This is a genomic window from Streptosporangium sp. NPDC000509, from assembly GCF_042898365.1.
Classification (GTDB): Bacteria; Actinomycetota; Actinomycetes; order Streptosporangiales; family Streptosporangiaceae; genus Streptosporangium.
The window spans coordinates 20,375-46,064 of sequence record NZ_JBIAYX010000004.1 but is presented as its reverse complement, the minus strand read 5'-3'; the positions used below and the strand labels follow the sequence as shown (position 1 = coordinate 46,064).

Annotated in this window: 18 protein-coding genes and 1 pseudogene; 11 read left to right on the top strand and 8 right to left on the bottom strand. The window is 72.1% G+C overall.

What is annotated here, in order from left to right; translation table 11 throughout:
• Window positions 1-52: 52 nt before the first annotated feature.
• Genes ACFY3D_RS08960 through ACFY3D_RS08950 form a run of 3 tightly spaced genes read left to right on the top strand, consistent with a single transcriptional unit; the run spans window position 53 to window position 3,200 of the window.
• Entirely contained in the window at window positions 53-1,531 is a 1,479-nt protein-coding gene (locus tag ACFY3D_RS08960; protein ID WP_389976720.1) for an alpha/beta fold hydrolase, read from the top strand.
• Complete coding sequence (locus tag ACFY3D_RS08955) at window positions 1,528-2,451, top strand: ABC transporter ATP-binding protein (RefSeq protein WP_389976717.1); 924 nt, start codon at window positions 1,528-1,530, stop codon at window positions 2,449-2,451. The genes ACFY3D_RS08960 and ACFY3D_RS08955 overlap by 4 nt, the downstream gene beginning before the upstream one ends.
• Window positions 2,448-3,200, top strand: a complete 753-nt coding sequence (locus tag ACFY3D_RS08950) for an ABC transporter permease (protein WP_389976714.1) — start codon at window positions 2,448-2,450, stop codon at window positions 3,198-3,200. Before ACFY3D_RS08955 ends, ACFY3D_RS08950 begins: the two co-directional genes overlap by 4 nt.
• A gap of 52 nt (window positions 3,201-3,252) precedes the next feature.
• On the opposite strand, the gene ACFY3D_RS08945 is transcribed toward ACFY3D_RS08950, so the two are convergent.
• A complete protein-coding gene (locus ACFY3D_RS08945) occupies window positions 3,253-4,740 on the bottom strand; it encodes an alpha/beta hydrolase family protein (RefSeq protein ID WP_389976711.1) in 1,488 nt (495 codons plus the stop codon).
• 173 nt (window positions 4,741-4,913) lie between these two features.
• On the opposite strand from ACFY3D_RS08945, the gene ACFY3D_RS08940 reads away from it, so the two are divergent.
• Both ACFY3D_RS08940 and ACFY3D_RS08935 read left to right on the top strand, forming a co-directional pair.
• The gene (locus ACFY3D_RS08940; protein WP_389976708.1) at window positions 4,914-6,041 is read left to right on the top strand and encodes an exonuclease SbcCD subunit D; all 1,128 of its coding nucleotides are present in this window, start codon (window positions 4,914-4,916) and stop codon (window positions 6,039-6,041) included.
• Window positions 6,042-10,250, top strand: a complete 4,209-nt coding sequence (locus ACFY3D_RS08935; RefSeq protein WP_389976705.1) for an AAA family ATPase — start codon at window positions 6,042-6,044, stop codon at window positions 10,248-10,250.
• Between the two features lie 72 nt (window positions 10,251-10,322).
• On the opposite strand, the gene ACFY3D_RS08930 is transcribed toward ACFY3D_RS08935, so the two are convergent.
• Window positions 10,323-10,838 carry a MarR family winged helix-turn-helix transcriptional regulator gene (locus ACFY3D_RS08930; RefSeq protein WP_389976702.1) on the bottom strand — a complete coding sequence of 172 codons (516 nt, stop codon included), beginning with the start codon at window positions 10,836-10,838 and terminating at the stop codon, window positions 10,323-10,325.
• A gap of 39 nt (window positions 10,839-10,877) precedes the next feature.
• Here ACFY3D_RS08930 and ACFY3D_RS08925 point away from each other — a divergent pair.
• Window positions 10,878-11,693 (top strand): annotated as a pseudogene (locus tag ACFY3D_RS08925) (EamA family transporter); the annotation flags it as partial.
• An 87-nt stretch (window positions 11,694-11,780) separates the two neighbouring features.
• On the opposite strand, the gene ACFY3D_RS08920 reads toward ACFY3D_RS08925, so the two are convergent.
• Window positions 11,781-12,788, bottom strand: a complete 1,008-nt coding sequence (locus tag ACFY3D_RS08920; protein WP_389976699.1) for a DUF418 domain-containing protein — start codon at window positions 12,786-12,788, stop codon at window positions 11,781-11,783.
• Between the two features lie 165 nt (window positions 12,789-12,953).
• On the opposite strand from ACFY3D_RS08920, the gene ACFY3D_RS08915 reads away from it, so the two are divergent.
• From ACFY3D_RS08915 to ACFY3D_RS08905, 3 genes are all read left to right on the top strand, one after another.
• Window positions 12,954-13,742 (top strand): histidine kinase, encoded by a 789-nt coding sequence (locus ACFY3D_RS08915; RefSeq protein WP_389976696.1) that lies wholly within the window; start codon window positions 12,954-12,956, stop codon window positions 13,740-13,742.
• 94 nt (window positions 13,743-13,836) lie between these two features.
• Window positions 13,837-14,535, top strand: coding sequence for a response regulator (locus ACFY3D_RS08910; protein ID WP_389976693.1), 699 nt, complete (start codon window positions 13,837-13,839; stop codon window positions 14,533-14,535).
• A 42-nt stretch (window positions 14,536-14,577) separates the two neighbouring features.
• Entirely contained in the window at window positions 14,578-16,101 is a 1,524-nt protein-coding gene (locus ACFY3D_RS08905; RefSeq protein ID WP_389976690.1) for a serine/threonine-protein kinase, read from the top strand.
• A gap of 251 nt (window positions 16,102-16,352) precedes the next feature.
• Here ACFY3D_RS08905 and ACFY3D_RS08900 read toward each other — a convergent pair whose 3' ends face one another.
• The 3 genes from ACFY3D_RS08900 to ACFY3D_RS08890 form a co-directional block, all read right to left on the bottom strand.
• The gene (locus tag ACFY3D_RS08900) at window positions 16,353-16,700 is read right to left on the bottom strand and encodes a VOC family protein (protein ID WP_389976688.1); all 348 of its coding nucleotides are present in this window, start codon (window positions 16,698-16,700) and stop codon (window positions 16,353-16,355) included.
• Window positions 16,701-16,924: 224 nt separating this feature from the next.
• Entirely contained in the window at window positions 16,925-18,088 is a 1,164-nt protein-coding gene (locus ACFY3D_RS08895) for a cytochrome P450 (RefSeq protein ID WP_389976685.1), read from the bottom strand.
• A 288-nt stretch (window positions 18,089-18,376) separates the two neighbouring features.
• Window positions 18,377-19,168 (bottom strand): carboxypeptidase-like regulatory domain-containing protein, encoded by a 792-nt coding sequence (locus ACFY3D_RS08890; RefSeq protein ID WP_389976682.1) that lies wholly within the window; start codon window positions 19,166-19,168, stop codon window positions 18,377-18,379.
• 210 nt (window positions 19,169-19,378) lie between these two features.
• On the opposite strand from ACFY3D_RS08890, the gene ACFY3D_RS08885 reads away from it, so the two are divergent.
• Window positions 19,379-20,206: a metal-dependent hydrolase gene (locus tag ACFY3D_RS08885; protein ID WP_389976679.1), complete on the top strand. Its 828-nt coding sequence runs from the start codon at window positions 19,379-19,381 to the stop codon at window positions 20,204-20,206.
• A 226-nt stretch (window positions 20,207-20,432) separates the two neighbouring features.
• On the opposite strand, the gene ACFY3D_RS08880 is transcribed toward ACFY3D_RS08885, so the two are convergent.
• Window positions 20,433-21,002, bottom strand: coding sequence for a TetR/AcrR family transcriptional regulator (locus tag ACFY3D_RS08880; RefSeq protein ID WP_350944141.1), 570 nt, complete (start codon window positions 21,000-21,002; stop codon window positions 20,433-20,435).
• 104 nt (window positions 21,003-21,106) lie between these two features.
• Here ACFY3D_RS08880 and ACFY3D_RS08875 point away from each other — a divergent pair, with 104 nt between their 5' ends.
• Window positions 21,107-22,033 carry an NmrA/HSCARG family protein gene (locus tag ACFY3D_RS08875; protein ID WP_389976675.1) on the top strand — a complete coding sequence of 309 codons (927 nt, stop codon included), beginning with the start codon at window positions 21,107-21,109 and terminating at the stop codon, window positions 22,031-22,033.
• A gap of 120 nt (window positions 22,034-22,153) precedes the next feature.
• Here the strand turns inward: ACFY3D_RS08875 and ACFY3D_RS08870 are convergent, their stop codons facing one another.
• A complete protein-coding gene (locus tag ACFY3D_RS08870) occupies window positions 22,154-25,684 on the bottom strand; it encodes a chromosome partitioning protein ParA (protein WP_389976672.1) in 3,531 nt (1,176 codons plus the stop codon).
• Between the last annotated feature and the right edge of the window lie 6 nt (window positions 25,685-25,690).

Genomic DNA, 25,690 nt, shown 5'->3' with positions numbered 1-25,690 from the left:
ACCGGATCCGGCTCCGATGTGCGAGCCATCGCCATGCAGCATCGTTGCCGGCATGAACCGACGCAGAGTCATCGCCTTGTGCCTGGCCGCGTGCCTCGCCGTGTCACTCGGCGGCATCGCGCTGGCCTCGGCTCAGGCATATTCCCTCGGCTGGCGCGAGTGCGGCGACGGCCTACGGTGCGCCGAACTGGTCGTTCCCGTGGACTGGGCCGATCCTGGGGGGCCGAAAACCTCGGTGCACGTGGCCAAGCTCTCCGCGACGGGCCGAAGCGCGGGGCCGCTGATCGTCAACTTCGGCGGCCCCGGTACGAGCACGGCGATGCTCAGACCGTCGAGCGATCCCGACTATCCGCCGGAGCTGCCGGTCGTGCTCAACGAGTTGCGGAGCCGGTTCGATGTCATCGCCATCGATCCGCGCGGGATGTCCGAGCCCAACAGCGGCAAGAAGATGAGCTGTGCGGAGCCCGGGGCCTCCATCCATGGACTGGTCCTGGCGCGGACGAGGCAGGACTGGGACGCCCACGCCGCCAAGAACGCGGCCCATCAGAAGAGCTGCCGCAAGACGGCCAAGTCGGCGTGGCGCGGACTGACGGCGTGGAACGTGGCACACGACATCGACGCGCTGCGCGCCGCACTCGGCCAGGAGAAGCTCCTCTACGCGGGCAACTCCTACGGGACCGTCTTCGCCCAGGCATATCTGGAGCTGTTCCCGCGGCGGGTGGGCCGGATGTATTTCGACGGGACCGCCGATCACACCCGGCAGAAGTTCGAGGACCGGTTGCGCGACTACGCGATGACGCAGGAGCGGCATCTCATCCGCTTCCGCGACTGGTGCGCCCGCCGTACCGACTGTGCCCTGTACGGCAGGGACGCGAGCAAGGCATGGGACGAACTGGTCGCAAGAGTGCGCCGCACGCTGTTGCCTGCCTCGACCGGCCGGACGGTGAGCGAGGGGCAGCTGTACGCGGGCGGGATCCAAGGGATGAACCCGGCGCGTTGGCCGCAGTTCGCGACCGCCATCCGCAAGGCCCTCGACGGCAACGCCGCGGGCTTCCTGACCGAGCTCGCGCCGGAGCAGGGCGGATCGTCCGTGAGTCAGGACTTCCTGTGCAACGACTTCATGCCGAAGCTGCCGACGTATGAGGAGTTCCAGGAGATCGAGGCCAGGCTTCGAGAGATCGCACCGAGGTTCGGCTGGCTCTCGGGACGTTACGAGCTCGGACGGTGCTGGGGGCGTAGTGGGGGCGCGTCCTGGGCGCCGCACCCGTTGTCGGGGAAGGAGTCGATGCAGGATCTGCCGCCGGTCCTCTTCGCGATCGGGGAGCTCGACAACAACACCAACTACCTCGGGCAGCGGCATGTGGCCGAGCAGATTCCGTCCGCGCACGTCCTGTGGCACGGCGACGGCCACGCGTCCTGGGGAGGAAACTCCTGCCTGCGGCGGAATGTCCTCGCCTACTTCACAACGGGCGCACTGCCCGCGCCGGGCACGCGCTGCCCGGCCGAGCGGATCCAGAAGGTGGGCAAATGATCGAGGTCATGAACCTCACGAAAGTGTACGGTTCCACGCGCGCCATCTCGGAGCTGACGTTCGACGTCAAGCCCGGACAGGTCACCGGCTTTCTCGGGCACAACGGGGCAGGCAAGTCCACCGCCATGCAGGTCATCCTCGGCCTGCACTCGCCCACCTCGGGCAAGGCGTTGATCAACGGCGTCCGCAAGCGTGAGCTTCGCGACCCCATGCGTGAGGTCGGTGCCATGCTCGACGCCGCCGAGGTGCAGGGCGGGCGCAGCGCGTTCGATCACCTCCAGGCGCTGGCGGATGCCGGCGGGATCGCGCGCCGCAGAGTCGTACGGGTCCTTGAGGAGGTCGGCCTGGCCGGCGTGGCGCGCAAGCGGATCGCCGGGTTCTCCTACGGGATGCGCCAGCGCCTCGGCATCGCGGCGGCACTGCTCGGTGACCCAGGGGTGCTCATTCTCGACGAGCCGATCAACGGCCTCGACCCCGACGGCATCCGCTGGCTCAGGGCACTGCTGAGATCCATGGCGGCGGAGGGGCGGACCATCCTCCTGTCGAGTCATCTGATGACCGAGATGTCTCTCACCGCCGACCGGCTCATCGTCATCGGCCAGGGGCGGCTGATCGAGGACACCTCGATGGAGGAGCTACTGGCCCGCTTTCAAGGCGACGTACAGGTCCGATCACCCCAGGCGGCCCGCTTGGCCGTGGTGCTCGAAATGGCGGGAGCGACCGTGCGCCTCGCGCAGGAAACGGGCACGCCCGCCGCGAGCGAGATGGCCTCTCCCTCCTGGGGCGAAGGGGATCTGCTGGTGACCGGCTTGTCCGCGGCCGCCATAGGTGATGCCGCCTTGGCGAACGACTGCGCCATCCATGAGCTGGTGGCGCGTCACGTGTCGCTGGAAGAGGCCTTCATGGAGATAACCCAGTGATCAACGCCATCGCCTCGGAATGGGTCAAGCTGCGCTCGCTCCGATCCGCCCACTTCGTCCTGGCCGCCACGCTCTCGGCTCCGGCGCTCACCGGCTTCGCCGCCCTCTCGATCTCCAAGCACTTCGACACCAACGGTTTTGGTGGCGAACCCGTCGGCACGGGGCTCGGCTTCAGCGCCGACATCACTCCCGTCCTCTTCGGCATGCTGGGGGTGCTCGCCATCTCCGGTGAGTACAGCACGGGCATGATCAGGCTGACGTTAACCACGATGCGGCGCCCCTGGCATCTCCTCCTGGCCAAGGCTGCCGTAGTGGCCGCCGTGGCCGCGATCGTGGGCCAGATACTGGCGTTCGCCACGTACTTCACCGCTCAGGCGGTGGTAGGCGATCGCCCTATCGGCGCCTCGTTCTCCGAGCCGGCCGCGCTGACCGAGGTGCTGGCGGCAGGCGCCGGCTCCGCCGTCGCCGCGGTGCTGGGGCTGGGCCTGGCCACGATCGTGCGTTCGCTCCCGGGAACGCTCATCACCCTGATCGCGCTCCTGCTCACCCCGACCATGATCGCGCGCTTCCTGCCCGCCCCCTGGAACGACTGGACCTCTTCCCTGACGATTCCCTCCCTGACCAGACAACTGGCCGACGTCCCCGACTCCGGCGCTTTCGGACCCCTCCCAGCCACCGCCATTCTCGCGAGTTACGTCGTGATCCCCCTCCTCGCGGCAACCCTGGCGATTACCCATCGCGACGCCTGACCGGGGCAAACCGGTGAAGGAAACGCGTGAGAACCGGATGAGGTGAGCGGTCCTACCAGGGAAAGGAGAACAGGCCGTAGTAGGCCGCGGCCACCAGCAGCAGGCCGGTGCCGCCCAGCACCCCGGCGACCGCGAAGCTCTGCGGGCGCGAGGGCTGCCAGCCCTCGCGCAGTCCCGACACGACGGCCGCCACGCCCGTGACCTCCTGCAGCAGCATCAGCAGCGCCAGGATCCTGATGACCAGCCACCCGGCGAGCACCGCGGGCCACGCCCCGGCCTGGTTGACCGAGAACAGCACGAGCAGCGTGATGAACGCCACCACCGAGACGAGCAGCCCGACCCCGGTCCAGGCCATCCGGCGGAACCGCCGCCGGATCGGCGGCCAGATCAGGACGTCGGCCTGCGCCGCGGTGGTGCGGCCCCGCAGTCGCGCCGCCATCTCCGCGACCGGCCCGACCACGTAGCCGACCACGGCGAGGCAGAGCGTCAGGCCGATCATCGTGCCCCCGGCGTACCAGGGGGCGGCGGGAACATCGCTCGCCTCCAGGCGCTGGACCGGTGTGGCACCGGCGATGTGCACGGAAGGCTTGGCCGTGTCCGGCAGGCCCGTCACCCAGTTGGACAACGTCCGCAGGTAGTCGGGGACGAGGGGGCCGCCGTGGAAGCGCATGCCGTGGTCGGCGCGGTCGAGGTAGCGGATCGTGTAGTCGTCGTTGCCGCCCTCGGTGAGGGCGTCGGTCAGCGCCTTGCTGCTCTCCACGAACGGGATCGAGGGGTCGCGCGTGCCGTACAGGGCCAGGACCGGCTGCCGCATCTCGCGCAGCGCGGGCAGGCCGTCGTAGCGCAGGAAGTCCGCGTCGACGGCGCCGATCGCGCGGATGAGCAGCTCGCGCACCCCGCTGGGCGCGTACAGCCGCTGGAGTTGCTCGCCCAGCGCCCACGTCACCTGCCGCATGGGGGAGACGTTGGGGGACGACACCAGCACGGTGAACCCGACGGCGGTGCTCTGGTTGGCCGCGATGGGCACCACCCAGCTGCCCTCGCTCACCCCCCAGAGCCCCACCCTGGCCGGGTCGACGTCCTCACGCGAGCGCAGCTCATTCAAAACGCGCAGGGCATCGCGGGCGAGGAGGCCGAAGTCGCGCTTGAGGAAGTCGTAGCCCACGGTCCGCTTGTCGTAGACGAGGGTGACGATCCCGGACCTGGCCAGCCACTCGGCCTGGGTCGTGAACTCGCCCCTGACCCCGGGGCCCGCACCCTGCACGAAGACCAGCGCCGGGTGCCGCCCGGGGGCGACCGGCGCGCGGATCGTCGCACCCAGCGGCGTACCGTCCTCGGCCGTGACGGTGATGTCCTGCGTGGTGATCTGCCTGTTCGCGGCGACCGGCCGGAGCTCGGACGGCGGCTGGGGGGGAAGGGCCTGGAAGACCGGATCGGCGTGCAGAGGGGTCGGGTCGAACGGCGGCGGCAGCGTGTAGCCCACCGTCGCGAGAATCACCAGGATCAGGCCGGACGCGACGCTCAGGACGCCACGGCCCACCTGGATGTCACCGCGATCCCCGATGGTGATCCGCCTCCGTGCTCGTCGCCGGCTCCGGTATCGTTCCTTCCGATCTTCAAGCGTACTCATCGCCGCCATTCCCGAACAGAGCGGGGGATCGGCGTGACGTGAGTGGCCACATTTGTCGCTGAGTCCTGTTAGCTTCGTGCGACATGCGGGTGTTGCACACATCGGACTGGCACCTGGGCCGATCGTTCCACCGGGAGAGCCTCCTGGCGGCCCAGGGCGTCTTCGTCGACCACCTGATCGAGACGGTCAGGTCGGAGCGGATCGACGTGGTCGCGGTCGCCGGTGACGTCTACGACCGGGCGCTTCCCTCGGTCGACGCGGTCGACCTGTGCAACCAGGCGCTGCGACGGCTGGTCGACGCCCGCGTGCGCACCGTGCTGATCAGCGGCAACCACGACTCGGCCCGCCGCCTCGGCTTCGGCGCCGACCTCATCGACGCGGCGGGCGTCCACCTGCGCACCGACCCGGGGCGGGTCGGCGAGCCGGTCGTCGTCGACGACGTCGCCTTCTACGGCATCCCCTACCTGGAGCCCGAGCTGGTACGCGCCCCCTGGGAGCTGTCCGAGCGCACCCACACCGCCGCGATCGAGCACGCGATGTCCCTGGTTCGCGCCGACCTCGCCCGGCGCGGTCCCCGGTCGGTGGTCCTCGCCCACGCGTTCGTGACCGGAGGGCGGGGCAGCGACAGCGAGCGCGACATCAGCGTGGGAGGCGTCGCGCACGTTCCGGTGCGCGCCTTCGACGGCGTCGACTACGTGGCGCTCGGCCACCTGCACGGCCGCCAGCGGATGACCGAGACCGCCCGCTACTCCGGCTCCCCGATCGCCTACTCCTTCTCCGAGGCCGGTCAGACGAAGGGCTCCTGGGTGGTCGACATCGGTCCCGGCGGGTACGAGGGCGCCGAGTTCGTCGAGGCCCCGGTGCCCAGGCCGGTCAGCCGCCTCACCGGCCGCATCGACGACCTGCTGACCGCTCCCGAGCACGCCCGTCACGAGGAGCACTGGCTCCAGGTGACGCTCGTCGACCGGATCAGGCCCAAGGGTGCGATGGAGCGGCTCAGGGCCCGCTTCCCGCACACGCTCGCCCTGTCCTTCGAGCCCGAGGGCGGGGGCGAGGAGACCGTGACCCGCGCCAGGGCGGCCGGGCGTCCCGAGATCGACGTCGCTCTCGACTTCGTCCGCGAGGTGCGCGGCGAGGCCGCCGACCCCGCTGAGACCCGGCTGCTGCGGGAGGCCGTGGAGTTCTCCCGTATGAAGGAGGCGAAGGCGTAGATGCGCCCGCACCGTCTGTGGATCACCGCTTTCGGCTCCTTTCCCGGTGAGGAGCAGGTCGACTTCGACGCCCTCGCCGAGGCGGGGCTGTTCTTGATCCACGGCCCCACCGGCGCGGGCAAGACCACCGTGCTGGACGCGCTCTGCTACGCCCTGTACGGCAGGGTGCCCGGCAGGCGCGACAGCGCCAAGAGCCTGCGCTGCGACCACGCGCCCCCTGGGCGTGGGCCCAGCGTGGCGCTGGAGGTCACGGTGCGGGGCCGCAGGCTGAAGATCACCCGGTCGCCGGCCTGGCAGCGCCCCAAGCTCAGGGGCACCGGCACGACCAGGGAGAACGAGAAGGCACTGCTCCAGGAGCTCGCGCCATCCGGGGAGTGGGTGGGGCTCACGACCAGGGTCGACGAGGCCGGGGAGTTCGTCGGCACCCTGCTCGGCATGAACGCCGAACAGTTCCTCCAGGTCGCGATGCTGCCCCAGGGAGACTTCGCCAAGTTCCTGCGCGCCGACGGCGAGGAACGCCGCAGGGTCCTGGAGCGCCTGTTCTCGGTGAAGGTCTACGCCACCGCCGAGTCCTGGCTCGCCGAGCAGCGCACCGAGGCGTACCGCGAGCAGCAGGCCCTCCGCAAGGAGGTCGACTTCGCCGTCAAGCGACTGGAGGAGGCCGCGGGTCCCGCCCTGCTGGCCGCGCTGGACGCCCTCCCCGACTCGGGGCTCCCCGTGGAGTCGATGGAGCCGGTGGGGTTCGCGGGCCCCGCGAACCCCACGAACCCTGTGGACTCCGCGAACTCCGCGAACTCCGCGAACTCCGTGGAGGACGACCCGCTGGGGTGGGCCCGCGCGCTTGAGGAGCTCGCACGCCTGGAGGCCGCACGGCTGGACGGGCAGGGAGCCGAGGGCGAGGCCGCCGTACGGCGGGCGCGCGAGAGCCTGGAGCGCGGTGCCGCGCTGGCCGACCGGCGACGGCGTCACGCCGAGGCGCTGACCCGGAGCCGGACGCTGGAGGAGACGGCCGAGGAACGCGCGGACCTGGAGATCATCCTGGAGGAGGCGGCGGCCGCCGACCGGGTGCTGCCGCTGATCCAGAGCGCCGAGCAGCGCGCCGAGGCCGCCTCGAAGGCCCACCGGCTGGCCGCCGACGCCGTCGCCCGCGCCCTTCCCCTCCTCGGTGCTCCCGTCGGCCGGTGGGGCGCCGTCCGCGACCGCACCGGCACCGCGCACGACGGTGACGATGCGGCGGGTGCGGGCCACGGCGACGGGACCCGCGCCCACGCGGGCGGTGGCGCTCCTGGCGGCGCCCGTGCCGGCACGGGCGCCGATGTTTACGGCGAGGCTCGTGACCACGCGGGTGTGGGCGCTCGCGGTGACGTCCGTGACCATACGGATGCCGGTGCGGACCGCCGCCACGCGGTGCTCGGCCACCTGGTCGCGCTGGAACGCGACCGCCAGGGCGAGATCACCCGCCTGGGCGAGCTGCGAGCGGAGGAGTCACGCCTGGCGGGAATCGTCCAGGAGCGGGAGACGGCCGCTCGCGAGATCGCCGAGCTGGCCGCCGCGCAGGCGGAGGCCGACGCCCGCCTGGAGGTCCTCCCCGGCCTCCGCAGGGAACTGGACGAACGCCTCACCGCCGCACGCCTGGACGCGGCCCGCGTCCCCGCGGCCGAGTCGGCGGTGGAGGCCGCCGTCACCCGTCTCCGGGCGGCCGAGCAGCGCGACCGCCTCGCCGCCGACCTGTCCGCGGCCCGTACCGACCTCGCCGCAGGCCTGGCCGTCCTCTCTCCCGAGGTTCGCGACCCCTTGGGCCTCGGCGAGGCCCTCGGTCTCGAGGACGTCCGTGAAGCCCTGGAGCCCGGTGGGCCTCTCGACCCCGACGAGGGCCGCAAGGCTCTCGGCCCCCAGGAAATACGTGAGCACCTCGACCCCGGGAAGGTTCGTGAGGTTCTCACCATCGGGGAGAGGGAGTGCGGGCGGGAACTGGCCGCGCTGGAGGGGCTGCGGGCCGAGGAGGACCGGCTGGCCGAGGTCGACGGGCTGATCACCGCGTTCGACGCGGAGCTCCCGGAGGTGCTCCGGCAGGAGACCGAGGTCCGCGAGATCCTGGAGAGGCTGCCCGCCGCGTCGGCGGAGGCGTCGGCTCGGCTCGGTGAGGCCAGGGCCGCAGCGGCGGGGGTCCCGGTGGCGCGGGCGAGCGTCGACACCGCCACCGCGGTGCTCGCCGCGGCACGACGCCGCGAGATTCTCCGCGCCGAACTGGAGTCCGCCCGCGCCGCGCGGACGGACGCCGCCGACTTCGCCCAGACGCTCCGTGACCGGCACCTGGACATCCGGCAGTCCAGGATCGACGGCATGGCCGCGGAACTCGCCGCGAAGCTCACCCCGGGCCACCCCTGCGCGGTCTGCGGCTCACCCGAACACCCCGCTCCCGCCGCCCCGGCCGACGAGGCACCCACCGCCGACGACGAGCGCGTGGCCCAGAGCGCCTACGAGGCGGCCATGGAACGCCGTCAGGCCGCGGAAAACACCGTCACGACGCTGACCCTGCGCCTCGACGAGGCTCTCGCCGTCGCGGGTGAGACGACCGGGGAGGAAGCGGGGGAGATCCTCGCCGAGGCCGGCAGGAAGCTTGAGGCGCTGACCTCTGCGGCGAGCGCCGAGGAGACCCTCGCCGCCGAGGTGGAGCGGATCACCGCCGAACTGGAGGACGCGAGGAGCCGGGCGGCGGAGATCGCCGGGCGGCTCGCCGAGGGACGCGCCCGCCGCGCGGGCCGGCAGACCGAGCGCGAGCGTCTCACCGCCCGCCTGGACGACGCCCGGGGCGCCGACCCCACGGTGCGGGCCCGCCGCGACCGCCTGGCACGGGAGAGCGCGCACCTGTCCGCCGCGCTCGCCGCCGCGACCCGCGTGATCGAGCTCGCCGCCGCCCACCGCGAGGCGAACGACAGGACCGGCCTGGCCGTACGGGACGCCGCGGACGAGCTCACCGGGGCGGAGCGGGCACTGGCCGCGCTGCGCGAGTCGGCGCGGGCCGAGACGGCGCTGGCGGCCGAGGTCGAGAAGGTCGCCGCCGAGTCCGACCGGCTCGGGGAGCGTTCACGCGAGCTCGCCGTCGGGCTGGCCTCCCGCCGGACGAACACGGAAAGGCTCGCCGTCGAGGCCGAGCGGCTGACCGCGCGCCTCGACGAGGCGCGCGGCGAGGACCCGACGCTGGTCGCCAGGCTGGACCGGCTCGCCGACGAGGCCGAGCTGCTGCGGGAGGCCGTCGAAGCGGTCAGGGACGAGCGGGTCGCCGCCGAGGAGCTCGTGGCGGCCCGTAACCAGGCGCTGGGCGCCGTCGTCGAGGTGGGTTTCCTCGGGCTCGACGACGCCCGCGCGGCCGTCCGCTCCTCCGCCGAGCGGGGGGAGAAGACCGCCCGGCTCCGCGAGCTCGCCCAGGAGGGCGCCGCGGTCGCCGCGATGCTCGCCGACCCCGAGCTGGTCGCCGCGGCGGCCGAGCCGGAACCCGATCTCGCGGCCTTGCGCGACGCGCGGGACGCGGCCGACGCCGCCCACGCCCGCCTGCTGTCCGAACGGGACCGGGGCGAGGCCCGCCTCGCGCGGCTGGCCGCGCTCCGCACCGAACTGGCCGAATGCCTGCGACGCTGGGAGCCGGCCGACGAGCGACACCGCCTGACGGAACGGCTCGCCACCCTGACCGGCGGCAACTCCGCCGACAACCGCTGGAAGATGCGGCTGTCGTCCTACGTGCTCGGCGAGCGCCTCGGCCAGGTGGTCGCGTCGGCGAACGAACGGCTCGACCACATGTCGGGCGGGCGTTATCTCCTGGAGCACAACCGTGACCGCTCCGCCGGAGACCGGAGCAGGTCCGGCGGCGGGCTCGGCCTGCACATCCTGGACAGCTGGACCGGTGTGGGCCGCGACCCGGCGACCCTCTCCGGCGGCGAGAGCTTCATCACCTCGCTCGCCCTCGCCCTCGGCCTGGCCGACGTGGTGAGCGCGGAGGCCGGGGGAGTGGAGATCGGCACGCTCTTCGTCGACGAGGGCTTCGGCACCCTGGACGAGGACACCCTCGACGGGGTGCTCGACATCCTCGACGGCCTGCGCGACGGCGGTCGTGCGGTCGGCATCGTCAGCCATGTCGCCGAGCTGCGCACCCGGGTGCCCGCGCAGCTGCACATCCGCAAGGAACGCCGGGGCTCGACGGTCCGTCAGTGACGCGCCCGACGACGGCACAGTACGGGGTTCGCTCTTCGGAGCGGGGTCCGCTCTCGTCCGCCCGCGATCGGTTCAGACGTCTGTCCGGAGCGGGGCCTCGAAGCGGGCCAGCCAGGTGGTGAGCAGTGACTCGAGGTGCGCGGCCTCCTCGGGGGCCAGCTCGTCGAGGAGGCGGCGTTCGTTGCGCATGTGCTCGGCGAACGCCCGGTCGATCAGTTCTCTGCCGGCGTCGGTGAGTGCGACCACCCGTCCGCGGCCGTCGCTCTCGCTCGGGCGGCGGGTGACCAGTCCGTCGCGTTCGAGCCGGTCGATGCGTTTGGTCATCGCGCCGGTGGTGACCATGGTGAAGGCGGCGAGCTCTCCGGGGGCGCGCTCGAAGGGCGGTCCGCCGCGTCGCAGGGTGGCGAGGACGTCGAACTCTCCCTCGCCGAGCCCGTAGCGCCGGTAGACGACACAGAGTTGTTCGGTGAGGTGTCCGGCGAGGCGGTGCAGGCGCCCGATCACCCCCTGCGGGCTCACATCCAGGTCCGGCCGCTCGCGGGCCCATTCCTGCTGGATGCGGGCCACGTGGTCCAGGGGTTCGCTCATGTCCGGAGTGTAGCTTCCAGGGAAGCTATATTGTCTTCCATGGAAGCTAATTTCCGCTGGACGTCGGTCACGGCGATGGCGCCGATCGCGTGGGGGACGACCTACTTCGTCACCCACCAGTTCCTCCCGCCCGGCTATCCGCTGTACGGGGCGGTCATCAGGGCGCTGCCCGCGGGACTGCTGCTCCTCCTCATCGGCAGGAGGCTTCCCCGGGGGGCGTGGTGGTGGAAGTCCCTGGTCCTCGGGACTCTCAACATGAGCGCGTTCTTCGCGCTCGTCTACCTGGCGGCCCAGTTGCTCCCGACGAGCATCGCCTCGACGATCATGGCGACGTCGCCCATCGTGATGATGCTCCTGGCCTGGTCACTGCTCTCGGAGCGCCCGCGGGTCCTGCACCTGGCCGGAGCCGGCGTCGGCATCGCGGGGGTCTGCCTCATGCTGCTCACCGGTGCGACCGCCGTCGACCCCCTCGGCGTTCTCGCGTCCGTCGCGGCCATGGTGATGTCGTCGTTCGGATACGTGCTGACCAAGAGGTGGAGCACCGAGGTCGACGTGCTTTCCTCGACCTCGTGGCAGCTCGTCGCCGGAGGTCTCGTCCTGCTGCCCTTCGCCGTCGCGGTGGAGGGCGCCCCGCCGAGCCTGGACGGACCCGAGACCCTCTGGTTCGTCTATCTCAGCGTCGTCGCGACGGCTCTCGCCTTCGTCGCCTGGTTCGCCGGACTGCGACACCTGACGGCGGGAACGGTGGGACTCGTCGGGCTGCTGAACCCGGTGACCGGGGTGCTGCTCGGCACGGTGATCGCCGCGGAGGTGCTCACCGCGCGACAGCTCTGCGGGCTGGCGCTGGCCCTCCTCGGGATCCTTCTCGGGCAACCCGTCGCGGCACGCCTCGCCGCGTTCGTCCCGGCCGGCAGGAAACACCGGACGCGCCCGGTGGACCGGTCAGGGGGTGCGGCGCAGGGGCGGACGCCGGGCCCAGGTGGCCCAGCGCCAGAGCCACTCCAGCGGGCCCTGGCGGTAGCGGCGCAACCAGAGCGTGGACACCAGCCACTGGGGGACGAGAACGGCTCCCGAGATCAGGAGCACCGTCGCCGATGACCAGTCGTCCGGCGAGCCGCCGACGAGGTGGGCGGCCCCCAGGACGAGGAGCGTGGCCGACAGGTAGTTGGTCAGCGCCATCCGGCCCAGCGGCGAGAAGACCCTCAGCAGCACCGGCCGGAACGGCGTCTTGAGCGCGAGCAGCAGCACACACACGTATCCGCCCGCCATCAGCAGTCCGGCGAGGCCGAACCAGGTGTTGAAGTACGCCTCGTCGGCCCGCGTCCCGACCTGCAGCCACACGGCGGGCACCGCTCCCGCCGCGAAGAGCAGGGCGAGCGCGGCCGGGACACGCGCCGAGCGCTCCAGCCGGTCGATCACGCCGTACCGGGTCAGCGCCGAGCCCAGCAGGAACAGTCCCGGCACCAGCGGCACCCCGTTGCCGCCCAGGATCAACGGCGTCGCGACGAGGACGGCGGCGAGCCCGGCGACGGCCCGGCGCGGCAACCAGGTCGAGGGCAGCAGCACCACCAGGCCGACGACGGCGTAGACGGTGAGAATGTCGCCCCGCCACAGCAGGAACATGTGCGCCAGGCCCACGGCGAGCAGGACCAGGAGCCGACGCAGCAGGAGCACCCGGGGGTGCGGGGCGTGGCGTCCCGCGGAGTCCAGCAGCAGCGAGAAGCCGACGCCGAACAGCACGGAGAAGATCGGGAAGAAGCGTTGGTCGACGAAGAGGCCCAGCCCCAGCCAGGAGTCGTCCTGACCAGCCGTCACCACCGGCCGCATGGCGTCCGTGGTGTGGATCATGTGGGCGATCGGCTTGACGTTGGCGAGCAGGATTCCGCACAGGGCGAACCCGCGCAGCACGTCGAGCGCGACGACCCGCGACCGGCCGGAGGAGGTCGTCATGGGGTGTCCCTGTCCGGTGGCCTCCGGCGTCGGGGGAAGGGTTTCGGGTGGCATGGGACCCCATCCTGCGGACCCGAGCTCGCTCCCATATCGGCGGAAAGCAGGGAAAGGACCGTACTTTCGGCCGGTACTGGCCGGCGGGGTGCCTCGCCTAGCCTGAACGCCGTGCGTGTTCCCGATCGGTTCAAGACGGCGGCCGACGCCGGGCTCGGCGTCGTGTTCGCGGTCGCCGTGGCCTTCCAGGCGTACCAGATCGCCGACAGCTGGGGCGCCGAGCACTCGCCGTTCGGCGCGGTGGTCGCGGCCTCGGTGTGCGCGCTCGCCCTGATGCGCCGCCGCGACCCGCTGTGGATCGCCGTCGCCGGTCTGGCCGTGGCCGCGCTCGCCGTCCTCGCCACCCGCCTCGTCCACCTGCCCGCGGAACCCAGTCCCGCCGCGTCCCTGGGGCTCGCGGTGCTCGTCGGCTCCGCGGTCAGGACACTGCCCGTCCGCGCGGCCTGCGCGGTGGGCGCCGGGGGTCTGGCCGTGGTGGCGAGTGGTTTTCTCGCCAACCCGGGCTCGGCCGTGCCGGTGCTGAACGGTCTGCTCTGGCTCGCCGCCGTGGTGACCGGGACCGGTCTGCGGCTGCTCGCCGTCCGGCGGCGTACCGTCGCCGAGCGGATACGGCGTGCCGAACGCCTTGAACTGGCCAGAGAGCTGCACGACGTCGTCGCCCACCATGTCACCAGCATCGTGCTCCAGGCCCAGGCCGCCCAGCTCGTCACCGCCAGGCACCCGGAGAAGGCGACCGACTCCCTCGCCGACATCGAAACGGCGGGCTCGGAGGCCCTGGCCGCCACCCGTCGCGCGGTCGGTCTCCTGCGCGACGCCGGTCTTGCCGCCGCTCCCGACGCCGGGGGCCGCGAACGGGCCGCGGGCCGCGAACGGCTCGACGAGCTCGGCGAGCACCGATGACACCGCCCGCACCTGCCGGAGGGCGTCGGTGCCGTACGGTGCCGTTCATGTCCGTCAGGGGGATGACACCGCCCGGGCCGGGCAGGGGGCGCGGATGACCATCCGGGTGCTGCTCGCCGACGACCAGGCGATGATCCGGGCCAGCCTGCGGACCATTCTCGAAGACCAGCCGGACATCACCGTGGTCGCCGAGGCCGGCGACGGTGTCGAAACGATCGAGCAGGCCCGCAGGACACGTCCGGACGTGTGCCTGGTGGACATCCAGATGCCCCGCCTCGACGGGATCGAGGTCGCCCGTACCCTGGCAGAGGCCCCGACCAAGGTGGTGATGGTCACCACGTTCGACCTGGACGAGTACGTCCACGGCGCACTGCGCTGCGGCGCGGCCGGATTCGTGCTGAAGGACGCGGGCCCGCGCCTGCTGGTCGAGGCCGTGCGGGCCGCGTACACCGGCGACGCGCTCATCTCACCGTCCATCACGCTGCGACTGCTGCACCACCTCGCCGACCGCGGAGCCCGAACCGAGATCCGCGTGCCCGCGCGGCCCCTGACCGCGCGGGAGACCGAGATCGTCCGGGCGATCGGCAGGGGACACACCAACCAGGAGATCGCCGACGGGTTGTTCATCTCGCTGAGCACGGTGAAGGGGTACGTCTCGGGCATCATGGTCAAGCTCGGTGTGCGCAACCGGGTCGAGATCGTGGCCTGGGCCTGGGAGAGCCGCGAGATGACACGGAGTGCCGAGGGCGCCTTGGAGGACGATCCGATAACCGGTCGGCATCGGATGCGGTGATAACCGTGACATGCGGGATCAATCATCGGGTAGGCATGCCCCATGGCTTCTTCATCTTCCTCACGGCACGAGGGGTGGTTACTGGCTGGGCGGTACCGCCTCGTGGCAGGGCTGGGCAAAGGCGGCATGGCCACGGTGTGGCAGGCCCACGACGAGCTGCTCGATCGTGAGGTCGCGGTCAAGGAGGTCACGATCCCGGACCACCTGACCGCCCCGGAGCGTGAGGTCCTGCTGGAGCGGACCATGCGGGAGGCTCGCCTGGCCGCGCGGCTGAGCCACCCCAACATCGCCGCGGTGTACGACGTGGTGCGGGCCGACGACGACTGCCTGTGGATCGTGATGCAGCTCGTGCGCTCACGCAACCTCGCCGAGATCCTCGCGGAGGAGGGACCTCTGCTCGCTCCCACCGCCGCGCGCATCGGGCTGGAGGTGCTGTCGGCGCTGGAGGCCGCCCACGAGGTCGGCATCACACACCGCGACGTCAAACCCGCCAACATCCTGTTCACCGATGACGGGCACGCGATCCTGACCGACTTCGGGCTCGCCATCGCCGTCGACGAGGATGTGTCGCTCACCAGTGTGGGAATGGTGGTGGGCACGCCCGCCTACATCGCCCCCGAGCGTGCCGCCGGTCTCGAATCGAACGCGGAAAGCGACCTGTGGTCCTTCGGAGCCACCCTGTACGCCGCCGTTGAGGGCCGTTCCGCGTTCGGACGAGGCACCGCACTCGCCACCCTCGCCGCCGTACTGACGGCCGACCCCGAACCGTTCCGGAACGCCGGCCCCCTGGCGCCCGTCATCACCGGCCTGCTCGAAAAGGATCCCGCCCGGCGCACCGACATCGCCCGTGCCAGGACACAGCTGGAGGAGGTGGCCACGCTCTGGGAGCGGGAGGCGGGCAGCGCCGCCGCACCTCTCCTCTCCGCTCGCGTCGCGGAGCCGACCCTCGACCAGGGGCCCACCGGCCGGTCCGAGGCCGACCTGCGTTCCACGGGGCAGTACCTCCGCGAGGACGCCGACCGTCACACGGATCGGCACCTTCGCGAGGGCGCCGGTCGCCGTTCCACGGGGGGCCGCGCCCGTGAGGACGCCCGGAACACCCCGGTGCGTCAGCGGAACACCGAACGTCGGCACCTGGCGGCGGGTGTCGCGGCCCTGGCCGTCGGCATCATCGTCGCCGCCGCCGTCACCGCCGAATGGCGCGGTGCGGGGACGAGCGGGGCGGGCGGCCCTGAGCGGGTCGCGCCCTCCAGCGCCGCCTCCGTCACGACGCCGCAACCCTCCCGTACCCCGGAGCCCTCGAAGACCCCGGAGACCACAGAGACCCCGGAGCCCTCGAAGACACGGCAGGTGCTCGACGAACGGCGTTCCACCGTCATGTCTCGCCGCGCAGGACGGACCGAGGTCGCCCCCAGGACGGCCACCGAGGCTCCCAGGATCGACACGTCCGGGCCCGTCGCGAAGAAGGCGAACCCGAACAAGTACCGGAATCCGGCACAGCGTGGCAAAGGCCAGGGGAACAACCAGGGCAACCAGGGGAACCAGGGGAACGGTAAGAACAACTAGTGGTCCGTCACACGACCTTGCCGGGGAAACCAGACCCGAAGAGAGCCGGTCACCCGGTCGTGATATCCGGTCGACGTTCGGAGACGGGCCACTGGCCGGGCCCGATGATCGGACGTGCCGTTTCGCTGACGAGGCGAAGGCGCTGTCCCGTTCACTTTCCGGGAGAGGCCGCCTCGTCCGCTCCGTGCCGGAGGTTCCTGGGTGAACACCGGCATGCCGGTGTTCACCGGCGTCGTTCCCCGGGCGGTTCTTCACCCGTCCGTGTAGAGACAGAACGGGTGCCCGGCGGGATCGAGAAGGACCCGGACGTCGTCCTGCGGTTGGTAGGCGGCGAGTGTCGCGCCCTCCTCAAGCGCGTGGGCGACCGCGTCGTGAAGGTCGCCGACCTCCAGGTCGAGGTGCATCATCATCTGCTGCGAGCCGTCGGCGGACGGCCAGACCGGGCGTACGTAGTCGGCGGATGTCTGGAACGCCAGATACGCCCCCTCGTCGGCCGCTGCGACCGTGACCCAGTCGCCTTCGTCCTTGGTGATCCTCCAGTCGAGAAGGCGCGCGTAGAACCGCGCGAGTGCCTGTGCGTCGGGTGCGTCGAGCACCACGCCCCATCTGTGAGCAATCGATCGTCCACGCATGGCCGCGTGCTGCCCGGGAAGACGTTCGGATAACCCCTGATAACAGAGGGCGCGGGCGGCGGGTGTCCGTGCCGCCCGTACAGGTCCATGAGGACCGGCAGCTTCGCCGAGCGCGGGCGGTGGGTGTCCGTGCCGCCCGAACCCTTGCCGCCCGGCGGGTCAACCGTCACCGGCGCTCCCGGGACGGTGGATCACCAGGCGACGGGGAACGCCGACAGGCCGTACACGACGTTGAACGAACGAAACTCCGGCTCGCCCGCCTCGCGCAGCCCGGGGAAACGCTCGAACAGGGCGGAGAACGCGATGCGCATCTCCATCCGGGCCAGCGGAGCCCCGATACAGTGGTGCGCGCCGTAACCGAATGCGACGTGGGCCAGGTCGGGCCGTTGGATGTCGAGCCGCTCCGGGTCCTCGGTCAGCGCCGGGTCGCGGTTGGCGGCGGGCAGGGAGACCACCACGACGTCGCCCTTCGCGATCGGCACGCCGCTGATCTCGGTGTCGGCCACGGCCACCTTGGTGGCGCCCTGGTGGACGATCGTCAGCCAGCGCAGCAGCTCCTCGACCAGGCCGCCGGCCCTGCCGGGGTCCTCGCGGAACAGGTCGAGCTGGTCGGGGTGTCGCAGCAACGCCAGCGTGCCCAGGCCGATCATGTTGGCCGTCGTCTCGTGCCCGGCGACCAGCAACAACCCGCCGATGCCGACCAGTTCGTCGGTCGTGAGGTCATCGCCGTGCTCGCGGACCAGCATGCCGATCAGGTCCTCGCCCGGCTCGGTCCGCGCCCGCCCGACCAGCCCGGTCATGTAGGCGGTCAACTCCATCTGCGCCCTCCCGCGCTCCTCGGGCGAGCGGTTGAAGTCGAGGATCACGACGCTGAGGGCCTGGAAGGCGTCTCGGTCCTCATAGGGCACCCCGAGCAGTTCGCAGATGACCAGCGAGGGGATCGGGGTGGCGAACTGGGAGACGAGATCGGCCGGCGCGCCGGTACGCTCCATCGCGTCCAGATGGTCGGCGACGATCTCGCGGACCCGGGGCTCCAGACGACGGATACGGCGCATCGTGAACTCGGGGGTCAGCATGCGGCGTAACCGGGTGTGGTCGGGCGGATCCATCATCAGCAGCGCGCCCGCGCGGATACGTTTGGCCTGCTCCTCACTCATGGGCGGCAGGTTGATGCCGCTGGCGTAGCTGAACAGTTCGGCGTTCCTGAGCACGGTGCGCACGTCGTCGTAACGGGTGACCAGCCAGGCATCCTGGCCGTAGGGCGTGGGAACACGCCGCAGGCCGGGTTCCTCGCGGGCGGTGGCGAGTTCGGGATCGGGGTGAAACTCCTGGCGGCGCATGTGAAGGGGCAGCATGTCGTCTCCTGAGGGGATCGGCTACCCCACAAGATCTCGTCAATGGAACGAGCATGCAATCCCAGCCGAACCAGGCACTCGACGGTGTCCTTCGCGGCCGTCGGAGAGGGGCAAGGGAACCCGCCGCAGGAGCGTGGCGCTCACCGCTGAGGAGGGCTCCCACGGTGAGGGCGGACAGCCGGTCCGCCTCGGCGGGCGCGTTGAGCCGGGCCGCCGCCGGGCCACCCTCGGCGTCCTCCAGCGCGACCTTCGCCTCTCGGCCATGCGCCCGGCGCCTTGGGCGCCTCGTCAAGGCTTGAGGTCGAGCTGGATCCGGTGGACGGTGGTCAGGAGGCGCTCGAAGTCGGCGACGACGGCCTCGCCGTACTCGCCGGTGTCGCGAATCCGGATCTTCAGGGGGTGCCCGAGATGCTCGGCGGTGATCCGGTAGCGGCCGATGGGCACGTCCAGCAGTCCTGAGCCGTCGCCGCCGCGCTCGGCCCGGCGGGTGATGACCTCGCCGGCCGAGCCGTCGATCAAGGGTCCCTGCGGAGTCAGGGTGAGCGTGACGTCCTCGTCCTGCAGGAAGGCCTGCGGGTTCTGCGGGTCGTAGGACTCCAGGTGGAAGAGGACCATGCCGCCGTAGAACCCCAGCCCGTCGGAGCGCTCCCCGGTGAGCCGCCAGGTGAAGTCGCGGATCGCGCCGTCCGCACCGGCGAAGGAGGCGTCGTCGTGGGGGGTCAGGTCCATCGTGTAGGCGCGGCCCTCGAAGCGGCGGGTCACGGTGCCGGTCACCCGGAAGGTGGCCGCGGCGACGTCGCTGCTCACTCGGTAGCGGCCGTCCTTGTCGGTCGTCACGACCAGGTTGCTGTCATACAGCAGCCGGTTGTCGGCGACGATCTCCGCGCCCGCGACGGGCCTGCCCGCCGCGTCGACGACCCGCCCCTTGAGCACTCCGGCCTCAACCTGCCCCGCCCCGGCCTGCCGCTCCGCGGTGGTCTCTCGCCCGGCATCGGCCGTACCCGTCATCCGCTCCTCGCCTTCCAACGCGCAGCCACTCAGAGCCGCGATGAGAACACCCACGACAATCACCGCTCGCACGCCGGTGACCCTAGGTGCACGATCTTGTAATTCACTTGGAAACGACGGCCCGGCGGATCATCCGCGCGCCGCCCGCCTCGTCCGTGCCGCTGCCGCGAAGACCGCCTGTGCTCGGAGCCCGGATCGAGGGGACCGCGAGGCCCTATCGTGTCCGGCGCGGTCCTCACGAATCGGGGGACGACACGGAACGATTGGAGTCACGGATCAGTCATGGACACCCAGGTCACCTATCCGCACGGCGACGTGCACGGAGTTTCGCGAGTGGTCTCGGCCACACCGCTGGACGGTGGCTACGGGGTGGTGACGGCGGAGACTCCCTTCCATCCCCTGGATCACACCTGGCCTGACCAGCCCGCTGACCGGGGGACCGTGAACGGGCTGCCGGTCCTCGACTGCGTGACCGGCGCGTCGGACGGCGAGCTGCTCTATCTGGGGGAGGAGATCCCGGTGCGACGCGGTGCCGACGGCTGGGACTGGCTCGTGGTGCACGTGCTGGAGCAGCCGGTCACCAAGGACGCCGGACCCGTCGTGCTGGCCGTCGACGAGGCGTACCGCTCGGCGCTCTCCGCCGGGCACACCGCGTGCCACCTCACCGCCCTGGCGCTCAACGCGGCACTGGCCGACCGGTGGCGCAAGGAGGTGAAGCCCGACTCGCTCGGCCGTCCCGACTTCGACCAGGCGGCGATCGCCGAGTCGCGGATCGTGGAACACGGCAGCAGCGACGTCTACCGCCTGGGCAAGTCCCTGCGGAGGAAGGGTTTCGAAGCGGGGGACCTCGACCTCGGCGACCTCACCCGGCGGATCGACGAGCAGCTCATGGAGTGGATCGCGGCCGACGCGCCGGTCACGGTCGACAGCCCGTCCCCGTCCCTGTCGGGGCGGCGGACGTGGCGTTGCTCACTGCCCGAGGGGGAGGCGAGCATCCCCTGCGGCGGGACGCACGTCTCCCGAACCTCCGAACTGGGCTCCGTGCGCGTCTTCCTCTCCCTCCAGGGCGTGGAGCTCACGATGCGCAGCATCGTGAGCCCTCCCACGTGACAGCGGAAGGACACAGAAGGGCACAGAATCGCCCCGGAACGGGGACTGTCTGGACCGGTGAGCAGCGCCCGAACGGCCCGCGCTCCGGAGAAAACAGCTTGACATCCTCTTCCTCCCCCGCCTGAAGGAGGGGGCTCCACGGAGGTATCTGATGAACGCCCTGTGGCGCACGCATCGCCGACTTCGCCCGTGACCACACGCCGGCGTTCACTCCGGGGCGTGGCGCTCACCGCCGAGGAGGGCTCACCCCCGCCACGGTGAGGGCGAACAGCCGGTCCGCCTCGGTGGCGGGGTCCGGGTGGTGCTCGGTGGCCAGGGCGATGCCGGTGATCAGGTTGAGCAGGTCGGTGATGGTCACGCCCGGTGCGAGGGCGCCGTCGTCCGCGGCGCGGCGCGCCAGGGGGGCGCCCGCCTCGGTGAGTTGCGCCGAGCAGCAGTTCTCGGGCGCCACGTCGGGACCGGCCGCCCGTTCGCGGGTCAGTGCGATGGCCAGCCCTCGGATGGTCGCGGCGTCCGCGGTGACGGCGCGCAGCCACTCCAGCAGTGCGGCCCGGGTGTCGGTTCTCTCGGTCAACGCGCGGGCACGGGCGCACAGGGCCTCGACCCGCTCGCGGAAGACCGCCTGCAGCAGTGCGTGGCGGCTGGGGAAGTGGCGGCGCACGGTGGCGGATCCGACCCCCGCGGTGCGGGCGATCTCCTCCAGGGACGCGTCGGCGCCGTACGTGGCGACCGCCTCCTCGGCCACGGCGAGCAGGCGCGCGTAGTTGCGCCGGGCGTCCGCCCGCTTGACGGGCATGGTCTCACCTCAACATTTGCTAAGTGGCGGGGTCCGCCGTATCTTACTCGAATATAAACGGCGGGGTCCGCCGTTTAATCGGCGATCATCCGAGGAGAGGCCTCATGCCCACCAATCCCGCACCCGTCCTGGTCACCGGCGCCACCGGACGGCAGGGGGGCGCCACCACCCGCGCCCTGCTCGCGAACGGCGTTCCCGTCCGGGCGCTGGTCCGCGACCCCACGACCGACCGGGCGCGGGCGGTCGAGGCGCTCGGCGCCGAACTGGTCACCGGCGACCTCGACGACCGAGACTCCCTGGTCAGAGCCGCGCGAGGAGCACGGGCCGTCTTCTCGATGCAGATGCCCGCGCTGAAGGGAGACGCCTTCGACTTCGAGGGCGAGCTGGCCCAGGCCGTCAACCTGGTCGAGGGAGCGCTGGCCGCGGACGTGCCGCAGTTCGTGCACACCTCCGTCACCGGCGCGGGGCAGCACGTGGAGACCCCCGGCTGGGCCGAGGGCCGCTGGGCGATGCTTGAGCCCGGCTTCGCCGCCAAGTCCGGCGCCCAGGACCGGGTGCGTGAGGCGGGCTTCACGCACTGGACGATCATCAAACCGGGCTTCTTCATGGAGAACTTCCTCCCGTCCCTGGCGTACCTGTTCCCGCGCGGCATCGAGGGCGGCCTCGCGACCGTGCTGAAGCCCGGCACCCGGCTCTCCCTCGTCGCGGCCGCCGACGTCGGCACGACCGCCGCCGCGGCCATCGCCGAGCCGGAACGCTTCCACAAGGTCGAACTGGAGCTGGCCGGCGACTATCTGACGATGGCCGAGGTCGCCGCCGTCCTCTCCCGCACCCTGGGAACCGAGGTGACCGCGCCCGACATGACCATGGAGGAGGCGGTCGCAGCCGGAATGCCGTGGGCGGGCGTCTCCTCCCACGAGTTCCTCAACACGGTCGAGCAGCCCGCCCGTCCCGAGTACGCGCGGGCCTTCGGCATCCCGCTCACGACCTTCGAGGAATGGGCGTACGAACACATGCGGCTCGCCGCCTGACACCACCTGACGCCGAGCGGGGACGGTCGGGGCGACCGTCCCCGCTCGGCGGCCCCGGCCTCCGGCGGGTGGTCCTCGGTCGCGGCGCGCGTCCGCGCCGCGACCGCGGCCGCGGGACGCTCACCTGCTCACCGCGGAGGCCAGGGCGCGCACCCGTTCGGCGTGCAGGTCGTGGCCGATGACGACCGGCGGCTCGTTGTACGGCATGGCATCGGAGGATCGGCGCAGCTTGACGTACTGTCCGCAGGCGTCGACGGCGTAGGGCTCCATGTCGTCCTGCAGCGCGCCGATCACCGTGATCCCGTACGTCTCGCCGATCCTGCGGAACAGCGCCACCGCCTCCCTGCGATGCTCCTTGCCGAGGTTGCGGCCCAGCTCGTCGAGGACCAGGCACAGGTGCCCGCCTCCCGAGGACGCGATCGCCGCCGCGCAGACCAGCTTCACCGCCTTCTCGTCCATCAGCGCGGTGTTGGCCCGCCGGTTGTACGGCACGAAGCCCTGCCCCTCGCCCCTGCGCCACTTGGGCGTCACCCGCCACGCCCAGCGCTGCTCGGGGTCGGCGGGCGCGGGCGGCACGGGAAACTCCAGCGTCGCGCCGTAACCACCGTAGGAGGTGTCGAGTTTGTCGAACTCCTCGGCCACCCGGATCAGCCGCGCCTTGATCGCGGCGGTCAGCGCGGCCCGGTGTACGGCGGTGGACTGGGCGGCCTCCTCGGCACCCCTGGCCGCGGCCGTCAGGTCGCGTTGCCGGGTGACGATCTGCGTCTCGATCTGGCGGCGCCGATGCCGCTCGTACTCCTCCTGGCCGCGCAGGTAGGAGGCGAGCGTGGAGCACACGCCGGGGAACGTCGCCTGCTCGCGGGCGGTGCGCCCGGCACCGGGCGCGGTCCGTTCGCCGACCAGGAAGCGCAGTTCCTCGGGCATCTCCTCGTCCTCGCCGGGGAAGGCGGGGAAGGTGTCGCGCAGCGCCTCGTCCAGGTGGCGCTCGGCGGCCCGCCACCACTCCTCGGAGGTGAGCGGACGCTCCTGCTCCTCCAGGGCGCTCAACCACTCGCGGGCTCCGTCGAGGGTGCCGCCCCAGTCGCCGGCCAGGGCGTCCAGCCCGAGCGCGTCGCGGTCGGCGGCGATCCTCGCCGCCTGTTCCGCGGCCTGGTCACGGTCGGACTCGTACCTGGCCCTGCGCCCCTCCAGACGCTCGATCTCCATGCTTCTCGTACGGGCGCGGAAGTCCAGGGCGCTCGCCCGGCGCTCGGCCTCGTCGACCTTCGGCGCGATCGTGGCCAGCGCCTCGGACAGCTCGGTGAGCGCGCCCCTGCGCTCGGCGAGCCGCCGCTCGATGTCGGCCAGCTGCACGGACGCCTTCGCCCCCTCAAGCCTCCTGCCCGCCTCGGCCACGGCGTCCTCGGCGGCCCGCACGACCGCCGCCGCGCTCTCCTGCGCGTCGCGCGCCCGGTGCAGCCGCTGCTCGGCCGCCTTGATGCGGGCCTCCCTGCCGGTGACGGCCACCTCGAACGATCCCACCACGGTGACGCCCGCCGCACTGACCAGCACGGACCCCGGCAGCGCGTCCAGCGCCCGCGCCGCCGCCTCCAGGTCGGCCGCGTCGACGACGACCGTGTGCTCGTGCGGCCATCCGCGGGCTCCCAGCGCGGGCCCCACCCGGCCGTCCCGGCCCGGCGCACCCTCCTCGTCGCGCGCCTGCTCGGCGACGTCGATCGCGTCGAGCAGGCCGGTCGCGCCGACCCCCGCCTCGGCGAGCGCGTTGAGCTGGGCCGCCGCCGGGCCGCCCTCGGCGTCGTCCAGCGCGGCCTTCGCCCCCTCGGCCTCCCGGTCGGCCACGCCCAGCGCTTTCAGCGCCTCGTTCAGCCGCGTCCTCGCCTCGGTCAGCTCCGCACCGGCCGTCGTCACGTCGCGCCCGTCGGCCAGGCGGCGCTGCTCCTCAAGACCGGGGATCCAGCCGCGCAGCTCGTCGACCGAGTTCTCCGCCACCGCGCGGTCGGCGTCCAGCTTCGCCGCGCGTGCCTGCAGCGCGCTCAGCTCCCTGCGGGCCTCGGCCAGCCCGCGCTCCAGCGTGTCGTCCTTGAGCGTGGCGATCTCGGCCCTGACCTCACCGATCGCCTCGGTGGCACGCGCGCCCGCCGCGTGGACCCGCTCCAGCTCGGCCGCGAGCGCCTCGTCCCGCTGCCCGGCGTCGGCGAGCCTGCGCGCCAGCCGCCCCCGCCAGCAGCGCAGCGCGCCGGCCAGTCGGACGCGGGCACGGTCACGCCTGTCGAAGGTCTCCAGGAGCGTGTGGGACTCGGCCTCGAACTCCCGCAGCAGCTCAACGGCCCGCGTCGCCCGCACCCGCCTGGCGTGCTCGTCGCGGCGGGCCTCCCGCTCCTGGTCGAGCTCGGCGTCCAGGCCGGTCAACGCGGCGATCGCCTCGAAGACCCGCTCGGGGGAGATCTCGTTGAGCGGCTGGGAGAGCAGGTTGGTGGCGACCTTGCTGCGCACCGAGGTCGACAGGAACGACACGCACCTGACGCGGTCGCCGTACAGGAACCTGGTCAGATCACGTGCCACCACGTCGCGGCGTCCCGCCGAGCGGGGCAGCGTCGCCCACAGCGCGTCGGCTCGCGTCACCCGCTCCGCCTCCGAGGCCGCCACCGCCAGGTGCACCCCCTGGATCCAGCGGATCTCCAGGTGCGGGGCCTCCTGGTTGACCCGCAGCCACACGGTCACCGCGTCGTCCAGGGAGGCGTGGTCGGGGGAGCCGGCGTTCGGGTGGCCGATGCCCGGGGAGTCGCCGTTCGCGGGACCGGTGTCGTCCACGGGGTCGGCGCTTCCGGCAACGGTGTGGCCGGAGCCGCTGCGGACGGGACCACTCCGCGAGGAGCCGTTGCGTCCGGTGTGCACGGAGTCGGCCGGTGCGAAAACGCCGACGATGTAGCCGTGGTCGGCGCTGGCCCACGTGCGGCCACCCCCTCCCGCCGCGAGTTCGGCGTTGAACAGCAGCTCGGAGACCGCCTTCGCGCCCGAGGCGAAACGCCACTGCTCGTCTCCGAGCAGCGCGGTGATCATCGCGATGAACGACGACTTGCCCGCGCCGTTGGAGTCCTTCGGTCCCGCGCCCGCGACCACGATCAGCGTGCCGGGAACGGTCGGCACCGGATGGGTCGAGAGCCGCGAGATGTTGACCGGCTGCACGGCGATCAGCACCCGGTCGCCCACCACGTTCTCGCTCGGGGCGGTGGCGCGGGCCGGCTCCACGGGGACCAGGGTCGCCTGCGTCCCGCCCGTGTCCCCGGAGCCTCCACTCTCCCCGCTCCGCCGGGCCTTTCCGCCGCCCTCCCCCTGGGAGACCGTGACCTCCCCGCTCAGAGTGCTCTTTGCCCGATTCCTCCTGCCGCTCTCCCCCCGGGAGTCCTTGACCTCCTCGCTCCGAGTGCCCTCCGTCCGGGTCTTCCCGCTGCTCTCCCCCCGGGAGTCCTTGACATCCTCGCTCCGAGTGCCCTCCGCCCCGACCTTCCTGGCGCGGGTGGCTCCGGTGACCTCGCCCTGGGAGGTTGCAGCCTGGGCGTTTTCGGCCCCGGCCGTGTCGGCGCGGGTTTCCGCGCCCCCGGCTCGGCTTTCGCGCGAGCTCTTCGCGGCCTGGTTCCGCTGCTCGGTCAACCCCGT